The sequence below is a fragment of the Chitinophaga filiformis genome (assembly GCF_023100805.1).
GTDB classification, from domain to species: Bacteria; Bacteroidota; Bacteroidia; order Chitinophagales; family Chitinophagaceae; genus Chitinophaga; species Chitinophaga filiformis_B.
Window position 1 is genome coordinate 8,189,372 of sequence record NZ_CP095855.1, and the last position, 15,270, is coordinate 8,204,641.

A 15,270-nucleotide genomic window follows, 5' to 3' on the forward strand; every position below is an offset into this window, starting at 1 on the left:
ATATCCTGATGTTAATTCGATGTGTATAAGTTGCTATGATCAGCCTTCCAATGCTGCAGCACCGCTCACGATCTCAGTCAGTTCGGTTGTAATAGCGGCCTGACGTGCACGGTTGTAAGAGATCTTATAACTACGCAGCAGTTCATTCGCATTTTCAGTTGCCTTATCCATTGCGGTCATACGGGCGCCATGTTCAGAAGCGTTAGCATCCAGCATTGCCTTGTACAACTGGGTGTTTAGGATCTTAGGCATTAATTCGGCGATCAGGGCTTTCTTCTCAGGCTCGAAGATAAAATCTGCACGGCCTGCGCTCTGATCTGTATTTTCCACCCGCGCTACCGGCAGGAATTGCTCAGCTACAAAACGTTGGGTAGCAGCGTTCTTGAATTCGCTATAGATAATTTCTACGGCATCGTAGTTACCGGCGATAAAACCTTCCATGGCGAAAGCAGCAGCCTGTTTTACGTGTTCGAAATCCAGGTGAGCGAACAGGTGCCAGAAACTATCGTTCAGTTTATAACCATTCTTTACAAAGTGCTCATACCCCTTTTTACCGATAGGCAGTATTTCTACATGGCCTTTGGCAAACTGCTCCTCGTATTTCTCACGGATCACCTGTTTGGTCAGCTTGATCAGGTTAGAGTTATAAGCTCCACATAATCCCCTGTCAGAAGTGATCACTATCAGCAGCACCTTTTCTACCGGACGTTGAGCGGCCAGCGCCAGATCAATGCTTCCTTCACTGTTGGAAACAATGTTCTTCAACATTTCCTGCAGTTTCAGCGCATAAGGACGCATCAGCAAGATAGCATCCTGTGCACGACGCAGCTTGGCAGCACTTACCATTTTCATGGCTTTGGTGATCTGCAGGTTAGACTGTGTTGACTTTATACGGTTGCGAACTTCTTTAAGCTGACCGGACATAATGTTTTATGTATTACTTTATTTTGAATGATAATAAGGCCCTCTGGGGCTTTTCAATTTGGCTGCAAAGGTAATAAAAAACAAGTCTATTTGAGCATGTAATATAAAACATCCCGGAGGGCTGGGGTATTTCTGAGGGCAGGCCCGCCGTGGCGGGCCGATCACAATTTATTTATTCTGAGCACCTTCTGCCGGCTCGCGGGGCAGCGCTGCTGCAGCCTCCGGCCAGGATTCATTGCCGTCCTTATCCACATAACCAATACGGCCATTCAGGCGGATCAGGCCCCTGCCTTTGGAATAAGTATAGGCTTTATCGTATTTCTGAGGGATCACCACCTGGTTAGCCTTATTAATGAACCCATATTTTCCTCCGGTGGCCACTGCAACAAGTCCTTCATTGAAATTGCCGACCCAGTCATATACCAGTGGTATCACCAGCTCACCCTTTATATTGATGAAACCGAATTTTTTCTGTTGTCTTACCCAGGCCATCCCGTCCCGGAAAGGACCTACCTTCTCATAAGGGGTCATCACCACCTTACCTGTTACCAGGTCAGCACGGCCGCATTTCCCGTCTATGTATACCAGCATACTGCCATTGGTCACAAAACCAAGATGCTCATATTCAGGCTTTAAGATCATTTTCCCCTTGGGACTGACTACCCCGTATTTTCCCTCCAGGAACACAGATACATATCCATCTCTCAGTCCGGCTACCTCGTCATATTTGGGAGATACCAGCTCTTTCCCCCTGCTATCCAGCATACCGGTCTTCCCATTAAGCTTTACCATAGGGTAACGTCCTTCTTTTATCCAGGCAGAGTCGTATTTCAGGGAAGAAGTTTTGCCATCGGTCAGCAGGAAGCCATATTTCTTATTCTTTTTCACGGCAGCAAGACCATTTTGAAAAGGCGCAATCGCATCGTATACTGGTGCAATGACCACTTTGCCCGCCGTATCGGTAAATCCGTACTTGCCGGCTTTCTCAATCTTTACCAGGAGAAGGGAATCTCCGTCTGTTTTACCCGGGGAGGTCAGGGACTGGGCAGAACCCATTATAGCCGGAAACAGCAGGGACAGGAGCATAGGACTCTTTTTCATAGGTAGCTGATTATACTACCAAAAATAGTAAAAAAAGAGGCATTCGAATATAATAAATATGTAAACTATTCGCTGGCACCTGACAAACAGATCATTAATAACTGCGCTATAACTGGATCTTTGTGCCCAGCACTTTCAGGAAAGCCGCGACCCATTGCGGATGAGCGGGCCATGCAGGAGCCGTCACCAGGTTGCCGTCTGTTACGGCTTCATCGATATTCACGGAAGCATAAGTTCCCCCGGCCATCGTTACCTCAGGGGCCACAGCCGGATAAGCCGTCAAAGTCCGGCCTCTCACTACATCTGCTGCCGTCAGGATCTGGATACCATGACAAATAGCTGCAATGGGCTTGTTTGCAACGGTGAACTGTTTTACCAGGTCAATCACCTTTGCATTCAGGCGCAGGTATTCCGGCGCCCTTCCACCGGCTATCATCAGCGCATCGTAAGATGATACCTGCACATCTGCAAAAGATGCGTTCAACACAAAGTAATGCCCGCGCTTCTCACTATAGGTCTGATCTCCTTCAAAATCGTGAATAGCGGTAATGATCTTATCTCCTGCCGATTTATCCGGACAAACAGCATGGATAGTATGTCCTACCATCTGCATCATCTGGAAAGGCACCATTGTTTCATAATCTTCTGCGAAATCGCCTGTAAGAAAGAGGATCTTTTGTTGTGACATGAATCGGGGATTTTTGGGTGTCTTTAAAGTTAGTGAAAAAAAGACTCCGGTAGTATATTTCTACACTACCGGAGCCACTGGATTTTCATGAGGGAAATATCGTTTGCGTACGTCCTGCTTCCTGACTGCTTAAAACAGGAATTCAAGGCAACAGATGACGATGAAAGAGCCAATTCCCAAGCGGTCAATACCCCGGGTTTTGCGGGAATTCATTGCTTGTCCGGTCTATCTGATCCTGCGGAATTGGGCGCAGCATATGCTTTTCTTCAATATTGGGGCCACCCTGCGGATTGTGGAGGCGTACTCGCTCCAGCAATTTGTGGGTGCGTACCAGGTCAAACCACTGTTGCTGCTCTCCTACCAGTTCACGGCCACGTTCATCCAGGATGAAGTCTATATTCAGCTGGCCTTCTGTGATCTTCATGGCATCGCGGTGTGCGCTGGTTTCAGCTTCTGTGGCGCCCACACGTGCCGCACGCATACGCAGGGTGTTCAGGTAACCGACGGCACCTGTTAAGTCGCCTTTATACATCAATGCTTCTGCTGCGATCAGGTAATCTTCCGCCAGACGGTAAGCAATGAAAGGACGCACACCTGAAGCCTGGTTATCAGGACGCAAAGCATCGGCAAATTTATTCAGTGAAGGATACAAACGTTCTGTGTAATTGCGTGGCGGCACCAGCAGGTAGTTCTTGCTGGCTATCTGCTCGTCCGTCACATTATAACCGGGCATATACACAGAAGTATCTCCTACTTTCAACTTGGTACTGCCGGCATTGGCAAACCATACCCTCGTGAAGAATTTCTCATAACGGGTATCGTGTGTACGCTCGGCAAACAATGTGTCCAGCAGGAACTTTGTAGGACGGAAACGCTTCCATGGCGTACCATTCGCCAGATCACGCTTCATACCGCCCAATACATCATATTGCATCAGGAAGAAACGGCAGGCATTATTGTCCGTAGCATTATACAAGGCATCTGTGGTGAATTGTACGGCAAAAACTGTCTCAGCATTGTTCTCCTTTCCCTGTGCCCAAACCTGCCCCACATCCGGCAATAATTGTAAACCATATTGGGAGATCACACGCGTAGCATAGGTAGCTGCGCTGTCGTAGTCTGTAGCGCCCTTGGCTGCAGAAGTAGCCCTGGTCAGGTACACTCTTGCCATCAGGTGCTCAGCGGCAGGCTTCGTAGCCCGTCCCCACTCCGTCTGCGTTACAGGCAATACCTGCACTGCATACTGCAGGTCAGCCAGGATAGCATTATAGATATCAGGCACCGGGTCCCGGTGCGCCTCTGTAACAATCTCCTTGTTCTCGGTCAATCTCAGCGGAACAGCGCCAAACATCTGCACGAGTATAAAATAATAGTTTGCCCGGCAGAATCGTGCCTGCGCCACGCCCAGGCGTTTGGCGGCACTGTCCAGATCAGGTACCTGGTCAGCTCTTCCAATCACGACATTGCAGGTATTGATAGACTGATAAAAGGCATTCCATATTTCGCGCAGGTGTGCATAACGGGGGTCCAGTTGCGATGTATACTGATTCGTAAATTTGAAATCGCCATCAGAACCATTTGTATATGTATCCGTACCAAATACACTCGTTGTCATACCGCGCTCTGTGCTATAAAAGCTGCGAAGCCCGCTATAGCTGCCGTTTACAGCGGTCTGAAAACCGGCAGCGTTATTATAAAAATCATCCGTTACTGAAGACACCACATCTTCATCCAGCATTTTATTACACCCCGTCACAATGCATGCGCATAAGAACAGGTACCAGCATATATTTCTCATAAAGATCTTGTTTTGTTGCATTAAAAAGTAGCATTGACACCAAACTGTAACATCCAGGTAGCAGGTGCATCCACACCGATAATATTCACGTCTTCAGGATCAATACCTTTGTATTTCTGCCTGTAAGGTGCAAGGATCAGCGGTTGTTTCACATCCACAGAGAACCTTAATGATTCCATCTGCCAGCGTTTCATGATACGGGAAGGCAGTGAGTATCCAAGCGTGATATTGCGGATCTTGATGAAATCACCATCAAAGTAACTCAGTGTATTGTAGTTGTTTGGACGCTCCTGGTTGGCATTTGGACGAGGGAATGCATTGGTATGATTGGCAGGTGTCCAGTAGTCCACATCCAGGTTATTGTAACGACCGAAGAGCGTATTGTATGAAGAATAAAAATCACTCTTCACCATACTACCCATACGGGCAAACGCAACGATAGCCAGGTCAATTCCTTTGTAGGAAAAGCGCTGCGTCATACCACCCGACCATTTAGGCTGAGGTGCGCCAAGAATAGTACGGTCTTTATCATCCAGCTTTTTGTCGTTGTTAAGGTCGGCCAGCTGTATCTCACCCTGGTGTTGTTTGTACACCTGTGCAGATGCTTCATCCTGCCAGATACCTACTTTTTTGTAATCATAGTACACATAGGTAGGCTGTCCTACAAACCAGCCATTACCCACGTCCTGTGTTTTACCTTCACCCAGTGCGAGGATCTTTTCGCGGTTCCTGAACCAGTTCACATCCATTGACCAGTTGAAGCCTCCTTTTGTATCGAGAATAACAGCAGACAAACCCAGCTCCCAGCCTGTGTTTTGCGTAACGCCTGTATTTTCCAGTACATAGTTCACGCCGTTGCTGAAAGGCAGGAATCGCTGTAACAGCAGGTCGGTGGTTTTCTGTTTGTACTGATCAATGCTACCGGTCAGTCTTCCTTTGAAAAGGCTGAAGTCAACGCCATAGTTGTAAGAAGCGGTCGTTTCCCAGGTAAGGTTGGGATTCCGCAACAGGATCGGGGAAAAGCCCGTTACGCCTTTGTTGCCGAAGGAATATGGCATACGTCCCAACAGGCCCTGGGTAGCATATGGCGGGATACCGGTATTACCGATACGGCCATAACTGGCACGGAGTTTCAGGTTTTCAACCCAGGACACGCTTTTCATAAAATCTTCGCTGGTCACATTCCAGCCGACTGCTACTGAAGGGAAATATCCCCATTTATGTCCCGGAGCAAAACGGGAAGAACCATCCGCACGCAAGGTCAATGTTAACAGGTAACGGTCGTCATACCCATAGTTCAAACGACCCATATAAGACAGGATGGTCCATGTACCCAACTGGCTGCCAATAGCAGTGACGTTGGCCGCCTGGCCCAGGTTATAGTATTCCTGCCATTCCACCGGTATACCTCTTACAGAAGCGGAAGAAGAGTCCTCACGCTGACGCTGCACACTGTACAAGGCGGTCAGGTTCAGGGAGTGTTTTTTGATGGTCTTGTTGTAGGTCAGCAGGTTCTCCACTGTATATGCCCACACCAGTTGTCCCTGTTTGGTAGCGGTAGCGTCGCCACCACCTATCAGCAGGTCTGTATTCTTTTTGCCCTGGAAGAGGCCATAGTTGTTCTGGAAAACATCAGTACCAACATTGAGGCGGTATTTCAATCCATCGAGGATGGTGACCTCACCATACAGGCTGTTAAAAAAACGGATATGGCTCAGTCTTTCCACGCGGTTACCATCCTGGTAGTCCAGCAATGCATTGGGTTGCTGGTTGTCGGCCGTAGGATAAGTGATCAGTTTACCTGATGCATCATATGGGTCTGCAATGGGCAGCATTTTAAGCGCAGCGCTCATGCCATTGTAGGTGCTGCCTTTGCGCATGCTATAGGTAGACAATGAAGAGACGCCTACCTGTATACGTTTGCCGATCATCTGATCAACAGCTACATGGAGGTTATAGCGCTCATAGCTTTGTAATTTCATCACACCCTGGTCTTTGAAATAACCGCCGGTCACAGCATATTTGGTAGCTTCATTACCACCGCTCACCCCCAGGGAATGGCGGGTTTGCCAGCCCTGATCTATCAGGAGGGATTGCCAGTCAGTGTTCACACCTTTCTTGATATTGGCCAGTTCCACAGCGGTAAATATCTTGGCATCTGAAGCATCGGGATTACTATCGTCATAAAGTCCCGCTGCACGGTTTGCCTCTCTTTTCATGGCGAGGTACTGCTGACTGTTCATCATATCAGTTCTGCCAAGTGAGTTGACAACACCATACATACCACTATAATTCACCTGTGGCTTACCGATCTTTCCCTTGCGGGTACTTACCAGTACCACACCGTTTGCGCCACGTGAACCATAGATGGCAGTAGCAGAAGCATCTTTCAGCACATCCATGGAAGAAATGTCCTGCGGGTTGATGTCGTTAAGATTACCGGCAAATGGAATTCCGTCCACAACGTAGAGAGGATCATTTCCGGCAGATAAAGAACGTGTTCCCCTAACCCTTACCTGTGGCTCATCGCCTGGCTTATTACTGTTATTTAATACATCAATCCCCGGTGTTCTTCCCTGAAGTGCCTGTTGTGCATTCGTCACAGGAACTTCCATAATTGTTTTACTGTTGATAGAGGATATGGCCCCGGTCACATCCTTTTTCTTTTGCTGACCATACCCGACAACAACGACCTCGTCGAGTTTTTTCTGGTCTTCTGCGAGTTTTACTTCAATGTCTGAGCGGCCGTTCACAGGTATTTCCTGTGGGAGGAAGCCGAGAAAAGAGAAAGTCAGTACAGCATCTTTAGGTGCCTGTAGCTTGTAGGAACCGGTAACATCGGTCACTGTTCCGGTTTTTTGTCCCTTGACGGATACGGAAGCTCCGATAATAGGACTACCGTCCGGTCCGGTAACTTTCCCCCTGATAGGGATGGATTGGGCGCTGATAAATGTGCCATACAATAACAGGCATAGTAAAATGGCGCCCGCCTTCGATAACGTGTTCTTCATACGTAGAATTTTAAATTTGTAACAGAATACACCTCCCTGAAAAAGAGTTATTATAAGTTCAATCAGGTTTTTCTAAAACATTTTTCAGAGAATGGGGTAGTACAAGTTAAGGAGATTAGTCATAAATTGCAAACGATTGCATAAAATCAACCTGAAATAATACCGCTTATCATAAAATTTGTGCAATCGGTTGAATAAATAATTATCATTATTTACTTTTAAGAGTACTTTAGGTTATGGTTATGAAAAACACGTTATTAGTATGCAGCGCCATACTTATAAGCAGCTTCTCTGTCGCCCAGAAAAAAGCAGAATGGAAAAACCTGTTTGACGGCAAGACACTGAATGGCTGGAAAGAAGTAAACGGGACAGCACTCTATGATGCAAAAGACGGGATGATAAACGGCACTTCCGTGGCCGGCAGCCCGAATTCCTTCCTTGCTACGGAAAAAGAATATGGTGATTTCATACTTGAACTGGAATTGAAGCTGGATGCTCCGATGAATTACGGCATTCAGTTCCGCAGTGAAAGTAAACCAGAGTACAATAATGGCCGTGTGCATGGGTATCAGATGGAAGTTGATCCCAGCGACCGTGCCTGGAGCGGCGGCATTTATGATGAAGCCCGCCGTGGGTGGCTGTATCCGCTGGAACTGAACCCCGCGGCTAAATCCGCATTTAAGAAAGAAGGCTGGAACAAATACCGTATAGAATGCCGTGGCCCGGAGATCCGTACCTGGGTAAATGGCGTTCCTACCGCTCACCTGGTCGATGACATGACCCTGAAAGGGTTCATTGCATTGCAGGTGCACCAGATCTACAAAGAAGACGATAAGGGAAAACAGATCCACTGGCGCAATATCCGCATCCTGGAAAATCCGGCTCCTTCCCAATATTCCCCATATGATAATATATATGTGGTAAATGATGTTCCGAATAACATTTCCGGCCAGGAAAAGAAAAACGGGTATCAGTTGCTGTGGGACGGTAAAACCAGCAACGGCTGGCGCAGGGTGAACCAGGATAAGTTTCCGGCTACCGGCTGGACAATGGATAACGGCGAATTGTCCATTCATCAGTCCAACGGCGATGAAATGGGCTCCGGCGGCGATATCATCACCACTAAGGAATATGGTGCTTTTGAGCTGGAGTTTGACTTCAAACTGACGGAAGGCGCTAACAGCGGGGTGAAATATAATGTAAAGGAAAGTTACGACACGAAGGGTAAATCAGCTATAGGCCTGGAATACCAGGTGCTGGACGACGAGCGTCATCCTGATGCAAAACTCGGCCGCGACGGTAACAGGACCCTGTCTTCCCTGTATGACCTGATCCCCCGGAAAAATACCGATCTGAACAAAGCTGCTATAAAGAAGATTGGAGAATGGAATAAAGGACGTATAATTGTATATCCCAACAATCATGTTGAACATTGGTTGAATGGTTTCAAAATGGTTGAGTACGACAGAGGTTCCAAAGAATTTAAAGACCTGGTAGCGATCAGTAAATACAAAAATTGGAATAACTTTGGCTTGTGGCCCGAAGGACACATTTTATTGCAAGACCACGGCAATACAGTGTCATTCCGTAGCATAAAAATCAAAAATTTAAAATAGGTTAACAAGTTCGGTTTGTTAATTAAGCTAATTTTGCATTCGTTTGCTGGCTTGTCCAGGCAGACGGGTTGATAAAAGTAAGCTCCGTATATGCTGGTTTGTGGGATAAAGTATCACGGAATCAATTACTTGCCTTTACTATAAATTTATAATAATGGCTTTATCAACTGATGAAAGAGTTTTCATTGTTCACTGTTCTATATAAAACATTCCGATTCTTCGGAGTGTTTTTTTTATGTTTATTCTACCCGAAAGCTTATAACGCAGGAAAATATATCACCTTCATCTAATCGCAAAACATGCTAAAGACTAACTACGCCCTTTTGCTGGCAGTGACGATCTTTTCAGTCTCCTGTTCAGGACCAGGTAAACCGGCTGGAAATAGCGCTCCCGATTCGTTGCATCATCTTGTTGAACACTACTATGACGAGAAAATGGAACTCTTTCCTATGGAGGCTACCATGAATGGAGAACATCAGTACGACGGACTGTTGCAGATCGATATCAGCGATCGTTTCCGGCAAAAACTGGATAGCTTTTATACCCGCTACCAACAGGCGTTACAGGGATTTGATACTACAGTACTTAATGATAATGACCTGATTAGCTATTCCATGCTGCAAAGGGAAATATCCGTAGGTAAGGAAGGCCTCCGCTTTCCGGATCACCTGATGCCTATCCAACAATTCTGGGGCCTCACCCTTACGCTCCCCCAATTTGGTTCAGGTACAAGCGCCCAGCCGTTTAAGAACAAAGCAGATTATGAAAAGTTCATTATGAGAATGAAAAGCTTTGCGGAATGGAGCGATACAGCTATTGCAAACATGCGGCGTGGTATGTCTGCCGGCTATGTATTACCCAAAGCGCTTGCAGTGAAAGTAATACCTCAACTTGCAGACCTGGCGAAGAAAGATAGCAACAACGTATTTTATACGCCGCTGCGGCTCCTGCCGGCAGACATTGACAGCGCAGGCAGGAGTGAACTGCGTATAGCCTATAAAGCAGCTATTGAGCAGTATGTACTTCCTTCCTATGCTAAACTGCATGACTTCATTGCCAATGAATACCTGCCTAAAACGCGGACCAGCAGCGGTATTGACGGCCTGCCCCAGGGAAAGGAATGGTATACATACCTCATCAGGTACTGGACAACCACTGATCTGACGCCCGATCAGATATTCTCAACCGGAGAAAAAGAAGTGGCCCGTATCAGAAGGGAAATGGATTCGGTGAAGAATAGCACCGGTTATACAGGCGACCTGCCGGCCTTTTTTAACTTCATCCGTACAGACAAACAGTTCAGGATATTTACTACTCCCTCACAAGTGCTGGATTCCTTCAGAGCCATTGAGCAAAAGATCATGCCTGCCGTTAAACAGCTCTACGGACATCTGCCAAAGACAAAATTTGAGATCCGCCAGACAGAAGCTTTCCGTGCAGCATCTGCCAGTGCTGAATATATGCCCGGCAATCCGGATGGCTCCCGTCCCGGCATTTTCTATGTGCCCATCCTGGATGCTACCACTTTCAATTATACAGGCATGGAATGCCTGTTCCTGCATGAGGCTATTCCCGGACATCATTTCCAGACTTCCATACAGCAGGAAAATGACTCCCTGCCTAAATTCCGTCGTTTCAACTGGATCGGCTCCTACGGTGAAGGATATGCATTATACTGTGAAAGCCTGGGCAGGGACCTTGGCATTTACACCAATCCCTACAGTTACTTCGGTCACCTCTCAGACGAAATACATCGCGCTATCCGCCTCGTTGTGGATGTGGGAATGCATTCAAAAGGATGGACGAGGGAGCAGGCTATCAAGTACATGATGGACAACGAACCGGTGAGTGAACATGAAGCTGTGGCCGAAATAGAACGGTATATGGCTATACCGGGCCAGGCACTGTCTTACAAGATCGGCGAACTGAAGATCCGCGGACTGCGGGATAAATACAGCCAATCTACCGGGTTCAGTATGAAAAATTTCCATGATGAACTGTTAAAAGATGGCTGCGTACCGCTAAGTGTGCTGGAAGAAAAAATGGCAAGACGCTTTAAGTAACTCATCCATAATAGGTAGTAGTCCATAGGCGATAACCACTAACTCATAGTATTTTTTTATACTATAACAAATATGGCGGTCGTTGCCTGTGGACTACCCGTTTACAGACTTGTCTTTATCAGTTGTTAACGAAAAATATACATCTGGCTTTGGGAAAAGATACTTAAATTTATAGTACGAATAGAGTCAGGAACCTTAAGGTTTTAGGTTAGTTGTCCATCAGCGATACACAATAAAAAACAACATATCCGGAACAGACCCTCATGTCTGGCAAAAACTGGAGTAAGAAGACAATCAACAACCTTTTACCATCATTTGTTGTTTCATTTTTTTGATTGTGCTTTTATATTTTCCACCCGATTATTTTTTAACTTTTTAAGCTGCCAGTATTATGTTTGACATGACCCTTAATTACTGTCTCGCATTTCCTGCTGTAACACAGGAAGAAAAATGGGATGAAGATCTGCGGTTCTCCGTTGGAGAAAAGTTATTCTGCATGATCTCCAAGAACGAGCCACATCGCGTATCCCTGAAATGCCGTCTGGAAGATTTTCATCGTCTTATTTCACAACCAGGCATCGTGCCGGCCCCATACCTGGCGCGCTACCACTGGGTGCAGATAAGAGCGCTGGATACCTTGCCTTTGCCTGAGCTGCAGTCGCTTCTTCAGAATGCGTATGATCTTGTGGTGAGTACGTTACCGCCGGAAGAACGAACCCAAATACGGAAAGAAAGAGTATAAGGGGTAATGCATTGGTGCTATTGATACATGAGGAAGTTTTGCGTATAGCGCCTGGCAGCGCCTATAATATTAAAATAGAATGGCTCGCTTAGCGAGCCATTTGTGTTTTCTCTACTTCTAGCATATCCCCTTGTCCCCCGTTTAATTATTTCCAAAGAGTATAGATAATGTCGTATAACCCGAATATGATCAGCGTGCAGGCAAACACCTTCTCCAGCAAGGGTGACTTCATTTTCACGGCTGTTTTGGCCCCCAGGTAAGAAGAAGGAATGGCTGTCAGCGACAGTAACAATGCAATATTCCAGTCAATATGCCCCAGCCACCAATGCGCCAGCGCGCCGGGCACCGATAATAAGGCCGATAAGACAATAGAGCAGGCCAGCGCCTGCTTGATAGGCATATGCAGTTTTTTGATGAAGAAGGAGCTGAACAACACACCGCCGGCATTCGCCAGCAATCCTGACAACAGGCCAATGCCCACGGACGCCATAACGATCAGTACATGATTGCCTTCTTCTGCAGCTACCGGATGTTCTTCAACATGGCCCTTTTTACGCAGGAAAGAGAACAATAAAGAGCCGCCTATCGATACAATGAACAAAGCGGTCAATATCATTAAGGTCTTTCCCGGAAGGAACTTGCTCAGCCACGCACCGGCCAGTGTAGCCGGTATACCGAACAGCGCTCCGGTAACGATGACCCGCCTGTTAAACAGCTTCTGGCGGCTGTATACAGTAGTTGCTGATATTGTGCTGGTAATAGCTGCCGGTAATGGTGATGCCAATGCATAGAACGGATTTACGCCTGCAAAGATCTGCAAGGCCGGCGTACTCACTGCACTTCCTCCCTTGCCCAATAAACCGGACAGATAACCCACAATAACGCCAATAACTAAAACGACCAGATAATCGGTCTGTTGCAATAATGTGATCATAAATACTTCCTTCAGCAAACAGGCCTGGTGCACAGCCCTCGCTGCTTATTATTTGATTGGTTGGTATGTGTGAATTACAGGTATCCTCTTCAGTACATCGATGTTTTGTGGAAGGACAGTTCAAAGCTACAGCACTGGTACGGGTTCAACAAAATTCAGGACAGGGTGTCACTATTACTAAAAGTTATCGGAGATAACCTGAAGTAATGATTTTGACAGTAGCGACTTACACGGGTGTATAACCTAGCTAGCCTACTAAATCTATGATTTGAATAAGTTCAGTATAAAAAGGCAAAAAGAGAAGATATGGGCGAATATTACCAACTATATACCATTCCCACTCCCCCAGGGGCAACAGTTAACTGCAGCTCATTAAACCGCTGGAATAAGCCCTTGCCATGTGCATGATGCAGGGTGAAATTGACACCGTCATAGAGTAACAGGAAAGCACCCTGTAAGATAAACGAGTTGCCATAACCCTTCCACCGGTCATACGCCTTCCCCGTCAGTTTTAGTTTGCCCCGCTCCCGCAGGAACAATCCACCGGCTATGTAGGCCAGGTCCAGCGCTCCGTTTACCAGATAGATCTTTTCTATTTTATGCTGTTCCTGTACGCTTCCCTGCCAGTTATATTTACCAGGGTCCAACCTGCTGTTGCCAAGATAACTGGCAGTGGCAATGCCCAGGTTTACAACACCCCAGACAGCATTCATCTGGTGAAAATATTTCGCCTCTCCCCCGGCAGTACTGTTACCGATCAGTCCTGCCGTGATGTTGGCTATTCCCCAGCCGCCCAGCACGAGCATCGCAGTTTTGGTGCTGTTGATCCGCTGTTTGTTGTATTGATAAAGAAAGGAATTATCCTGTGCTGAAGACACACCTGTAAGCAGCAGCATACATACAGAGAGGAAGAGTAGTTTCATGGGGTAGTGTTTTCTGTATATACGGAAAAATAAAGGGTCAGGAATTACATAAAGGCCATCCGGCATTGCAATTCCTGACCTCTATAAGAAGTTATCTCGTCAGCGCGTTCCAGATCACACCATAAACGTCCGTAGCAGCCAGTTCCTGGCCCTGAGGCACCCTGCCCGATATGAGTACAGGATGATTGGCTTTATCTTCCGAAATACGTCCGTGAGATCCTTTTATGAGCGTTGCATCCAGCGGTATCACGTTCATGAGGTAGCGGAAGCCCAGTTTCTTTTTCAGCAACTTGAAGCCGGCTTTTAGTTTGACCAGCGGATCGGCAGGATTCATGAACATTTCCACCGGATCATATCCTGGTTTCTTATGAATATCTACCAGGCGGGCGAAGTCAGGCGCCTTAGCATCGTCCAGCCAGTAATAGTAGGTAAACCAGCTATTGGCATCTGCTACGAGTATCAGCTCACCACTACGTGAATGGTGCAGATGATGTTGCCGTTTGCCTTCCCTGTCAAGCACCAGTTCCACTCCCGGGGTATTTTCCACAATACTGCGCACCTTCTTATACACAGACGGATCGTTTACATACACGTGAGCGATCTGGTGATCTGCCACCACAAATGCTTTTGAAGCACCGGCATCCAACAGCTCCAGGCCCCTTTCTTCCCTGATCTGTATCAGCCCTTCCTCACGGAAACGGCGGTTCAGGTGAATAGGGTGATTGACATTCGTGATGCCATATTCGGATAAAATGATCACTTCGCAGCCTTTCTTCTCATAGAATTCAACCAGCTGTTTACATACCGCATCTATTTCTCCCAGCTCTTTGCTGATACGGTTGAAGTCCTGTCCGAATTTCTGCAGGCAGTAGTCCAGGTGCGGCAGATAGATCAGCGTTAATGTCGGATCGTATAAGTTATCCGTTATCATCGACGCGTCTGCAATCCATTTTGTGGACTTGATATTGGCGCCCGGTCCCCAGAACTGGAATAAGGGGAAGGTCCCCAGCTCCTTCTGCAGATGATCCCGCAGGGATGCCGGATGAGAATAACAATCCGGCGCTTTTCTGCCATCGGCCAGGTATTGCGGACGGGGAGTGACGGAATAATCGGCAGTGGAATACATATTGTACCACCAGAACATTTTTGAGCAGGTAAAGGAAGGATCAAGGCGTTTGGCCTTGTCCCAGATCTTGGGAGCTTCTACCAGTTTGTTGGATTGCTTCCAGAATTTAACTTCACTGTCCTGTCTGTCGTACCAGCCGTTGCCGACAATACCATGTTCAGAAGGCCATTGCCCGGTAACATAAGTGCTCTGCACGGCTGTGGTCACTGCCGGCACCATGGGTTTAATGGTCGACAATTGCTGCCGGCTGACATATGACTGCAGGAAAGGTGTGTGAGAACCTATCAGGGAGGAGGAAAGCCCTACTACGTCAATTACTACTGTTTTTTTCATGAGAGTGGCGC

Annotated in this window: 11 protein-coding genes; 3 read left to right on the forward strand and 8 right to left on the reverse strand. The window is 47.0% G+C overall.

The features are described from left to right. Positions 1 to 39: 39 nt before the first annotated feature. From atpG to MYF79_RS32130, 5 genes are all read right to left on the reverse strand, one after another. On the reverse strand, positions 40 to 924 hold the full coding sequence (gene atpG, locus MYF79_RS32110; RefSeq protein ID WP_247811892.1) for an ATP synthase F1 subunit gamma: 885 nt from the start codon (positions 922 to 924) through the stop codon (positions 40 to 42). 168 nt (positions 925 to 1,092) lie between these two features. Then, positions 1,093 to 2,025, reverse strand: coding sequence for a WG repeat-containing protein (locus tag MYF79_RS32115; protein WP_247811893.1), 933 nt, complete (start codon positions 2,023 to 2,025; stop codon positions 1,093 to 1,095). A gap of 106 nt (positions 2,026 to 2,131) precedes the next feature. Beyond that, positions 2,132 to 2,713, reverse strand: coding sequence for a DJ-1/PfpI family protein (locus MYF79_RS32120; RefSeq protein ID WP_247811894.1), 582 nt, complete (start codon positions 2,711 to 2,713; stop codon positions 2,132 to 2,134). Between the two features lie 184 nt (positions 2,714 to 2,897). Further along, entirely contained in the window at positions 2,898 to 4,511 is a 1,614-nt protein-coding gene (locus MYF79_RS32125; RefSeq protein ID WP_247811895.1) for a RagB/SusD family nutrient uptake outer membrane protein, read from the reverse strand. 20 nt (positions 4,512 to 4,531) lie between these two features. Next, the gene (locus MYF79_RS32130) at positions 4,532 to 7,522 is read right to left on the reverse strand and encodes a SusC/RagA family TonB-linked outer membrane protein (protein WP_247811896.1); all 2,991 of its coding nucleotides are present in this window, start codon (positions 7,520 to 7,522) and stop codon (positions 4,532 to 4,534) included. Positions 7,523 to 7,764: 242 nt separating this feature from the next. Here MYF79_RS32130 and MYF79_RS32135 point away from each other — a divergent pair, with 242 nt between their 5' ends. From MYF79_RS32135 to MYF79_RS32145, 3 genes are all read left to right on the forward strand, one after another. Next, positions 7,765 to 9,138 (forward strand): DUF1080 domain-containing protein, encoded by a 1,374-nt coding sequence (locus MYF79_RS32135; protein WP_247811897.1) that lies wholly within the window; start codon positions 7,765 to 7,767, stop codon positions 9,136 to 9,138. 299 nt (positions 9,139 to 9,437) lie between these two features. Further along, on the forward strand, positions 9,438 to 11,201 hold the full coding sequence (locus MYF79_RS32140; RefSeq protein WP_247811898.1) for a DUF885 domain-containing protein: 1,764 nt from the start codon (positions 9,438 to 9,440) through the stop codon (positions 11,199 to 11,201). A 400-nt stretch (positions 11,202 to 11,601) separates the two neighbouring features. Beyond that, positions 11,602 to 11,943: an MmcQ/YjbR family DNA-binding protein gene (locus MYF79_RS32145; protein WP_247811899.1), complete on the forward strand. Its 342-nt coding sequence runs from the start codon at positions 11,602 to 11,604 to the stop codon at positions 11,941 to 11,943. Between the two features lie 145 nt (positions 11,944 to 12,088). On the opposite strand, the gene MYF79_RS32150 is transcribed toward MYF79_RS32145, so the two are convergent. From MYF79_RS32150 to MYF79_RS32160, 3 genes are all read right to left on the reverse strand, one after another. Next, positions 12,089 to 12,877: a sulfite exporter TauE/SafE family protein gene (locus MYF79_RS32150; protein ID WP_247811900.1), complete on the reverse strand. Its 789-nt coding sequence runs from the start codon at positions 12,875 to 12,877 to the stop codon at positions 12,089 to 12,091. Positions 12,878 to 13,194: 317 nt separating this feature from the next. Continuing rightward, positions 13,195 to 13,800 (reverse strand): DUF6992 family protein, encoded by a 606-nt coding sequence (locus MYF79_RS32155; RefSeq protein ID WP_247811901.1) that lies wholly within the window; start codon positions 13,798 to 13,800, stop codon positions 13,195 to 13,197. A gap of 91 nt (positions 13,801 to 13,891) precedes the next feature. Further along, positions 13,892 to 15,259: an alkaline phosphatase family protein gene (locus MYF79_RS32160; protein WP_247811902.1), complete on the reverse strand. Its 1,368-nt coding sequence runs from the start codon at positions 15,257 to 15,259 to the stop codon at positions 13,892 to 13,894. Positions 15,260 to 15,270 lie beyond the last annotated feature (11 nt).

What these genes read in the sequence shown, in the direction of transcription:
- atpG (WP_247811892.1), bottom strand. Translation starts at nt 924, where the DNA reads ATGTCCGGTCAGCTTAAAGAAGTTCGCAACCGTATAAAGTCAACACAG.
- MYF79_RS32115 (WP_247811893.1), bottom strand. Translation starts at nt 2,025, where the DNA reads ATGAAAAAGAGTCCTATGCTCCTGTCCCTGCTGTTTCCGGCTATAATG.
- MYF79_RS32120 (WP_247811894.1), bottom strand. Translation starts at nt 2,713, where the DNA reads ATGTCACAACAAAAGATCCTCTTTCTTACAGGCGATTTCGCAGAAGAT.
- MYF79_RS32125 (WP_247811895.1), bottom strand. Translation starts at nt 4,511, where the DNA reads ATGAGAAATATATGCTGGTACCTGTTCTTATGCGCATGCATTGTGACG.
- MYF79_RS32130 (WP_247811896.1), bottom strand. Translation starts at nt 7,522, where the DNA reads ATGAAGAACACGTTATCGAAGGCGGGCGCCATTTTACTATGCCTGTTA.
- MYF79_RS32135 (WP_247811897.1), top strand. Translation starts at nt 7,765, where the DNA reads ATGAAAAACACGTTATTAGTATGCAGCGCCATACTTATAAGCAGCTTC.
- MYF79_RS32140 (WP_247811898.1), top strand. Translation starts at nt 9,438, where the DNA reads ATGCTAAAGACTAACTACGCCCTTTTGCTGGCAGTGACGATCTTTTCA.
- MYF79_RS32145 (WP_247811899.1), top strand. Translation starts at nt 11,602, where the DNA reads ATGACCCTTAATTACTGTCTCGCATTTCCTGCTGTAACACAGGAAGAA.
- MYF79_RS32150 (WP_247811900.1), bottom strand. Translation starts at nt 12,877, where the DNA reads ATGATCACATTATTGCAACAGACCGATTATCTGGTCGTTTTAGTTATT.
- MYF79_RS32155 (WP_247811901.1), bottom strand. Translation starts at nt 13,800, where the DNA reads ATGAAACTACTCTTCCTCTCTGTATGTATGCTGCTGCTTACAGGTGTG.
- MYF79_RS32160 (WP_247811902.1), bottom strand. Translation starts at nt 15,259, where the DNA reads ATGAAAAAAACAGTAGTAATTGACGTAGTAGGGCTTTCCTCCTCCCTG.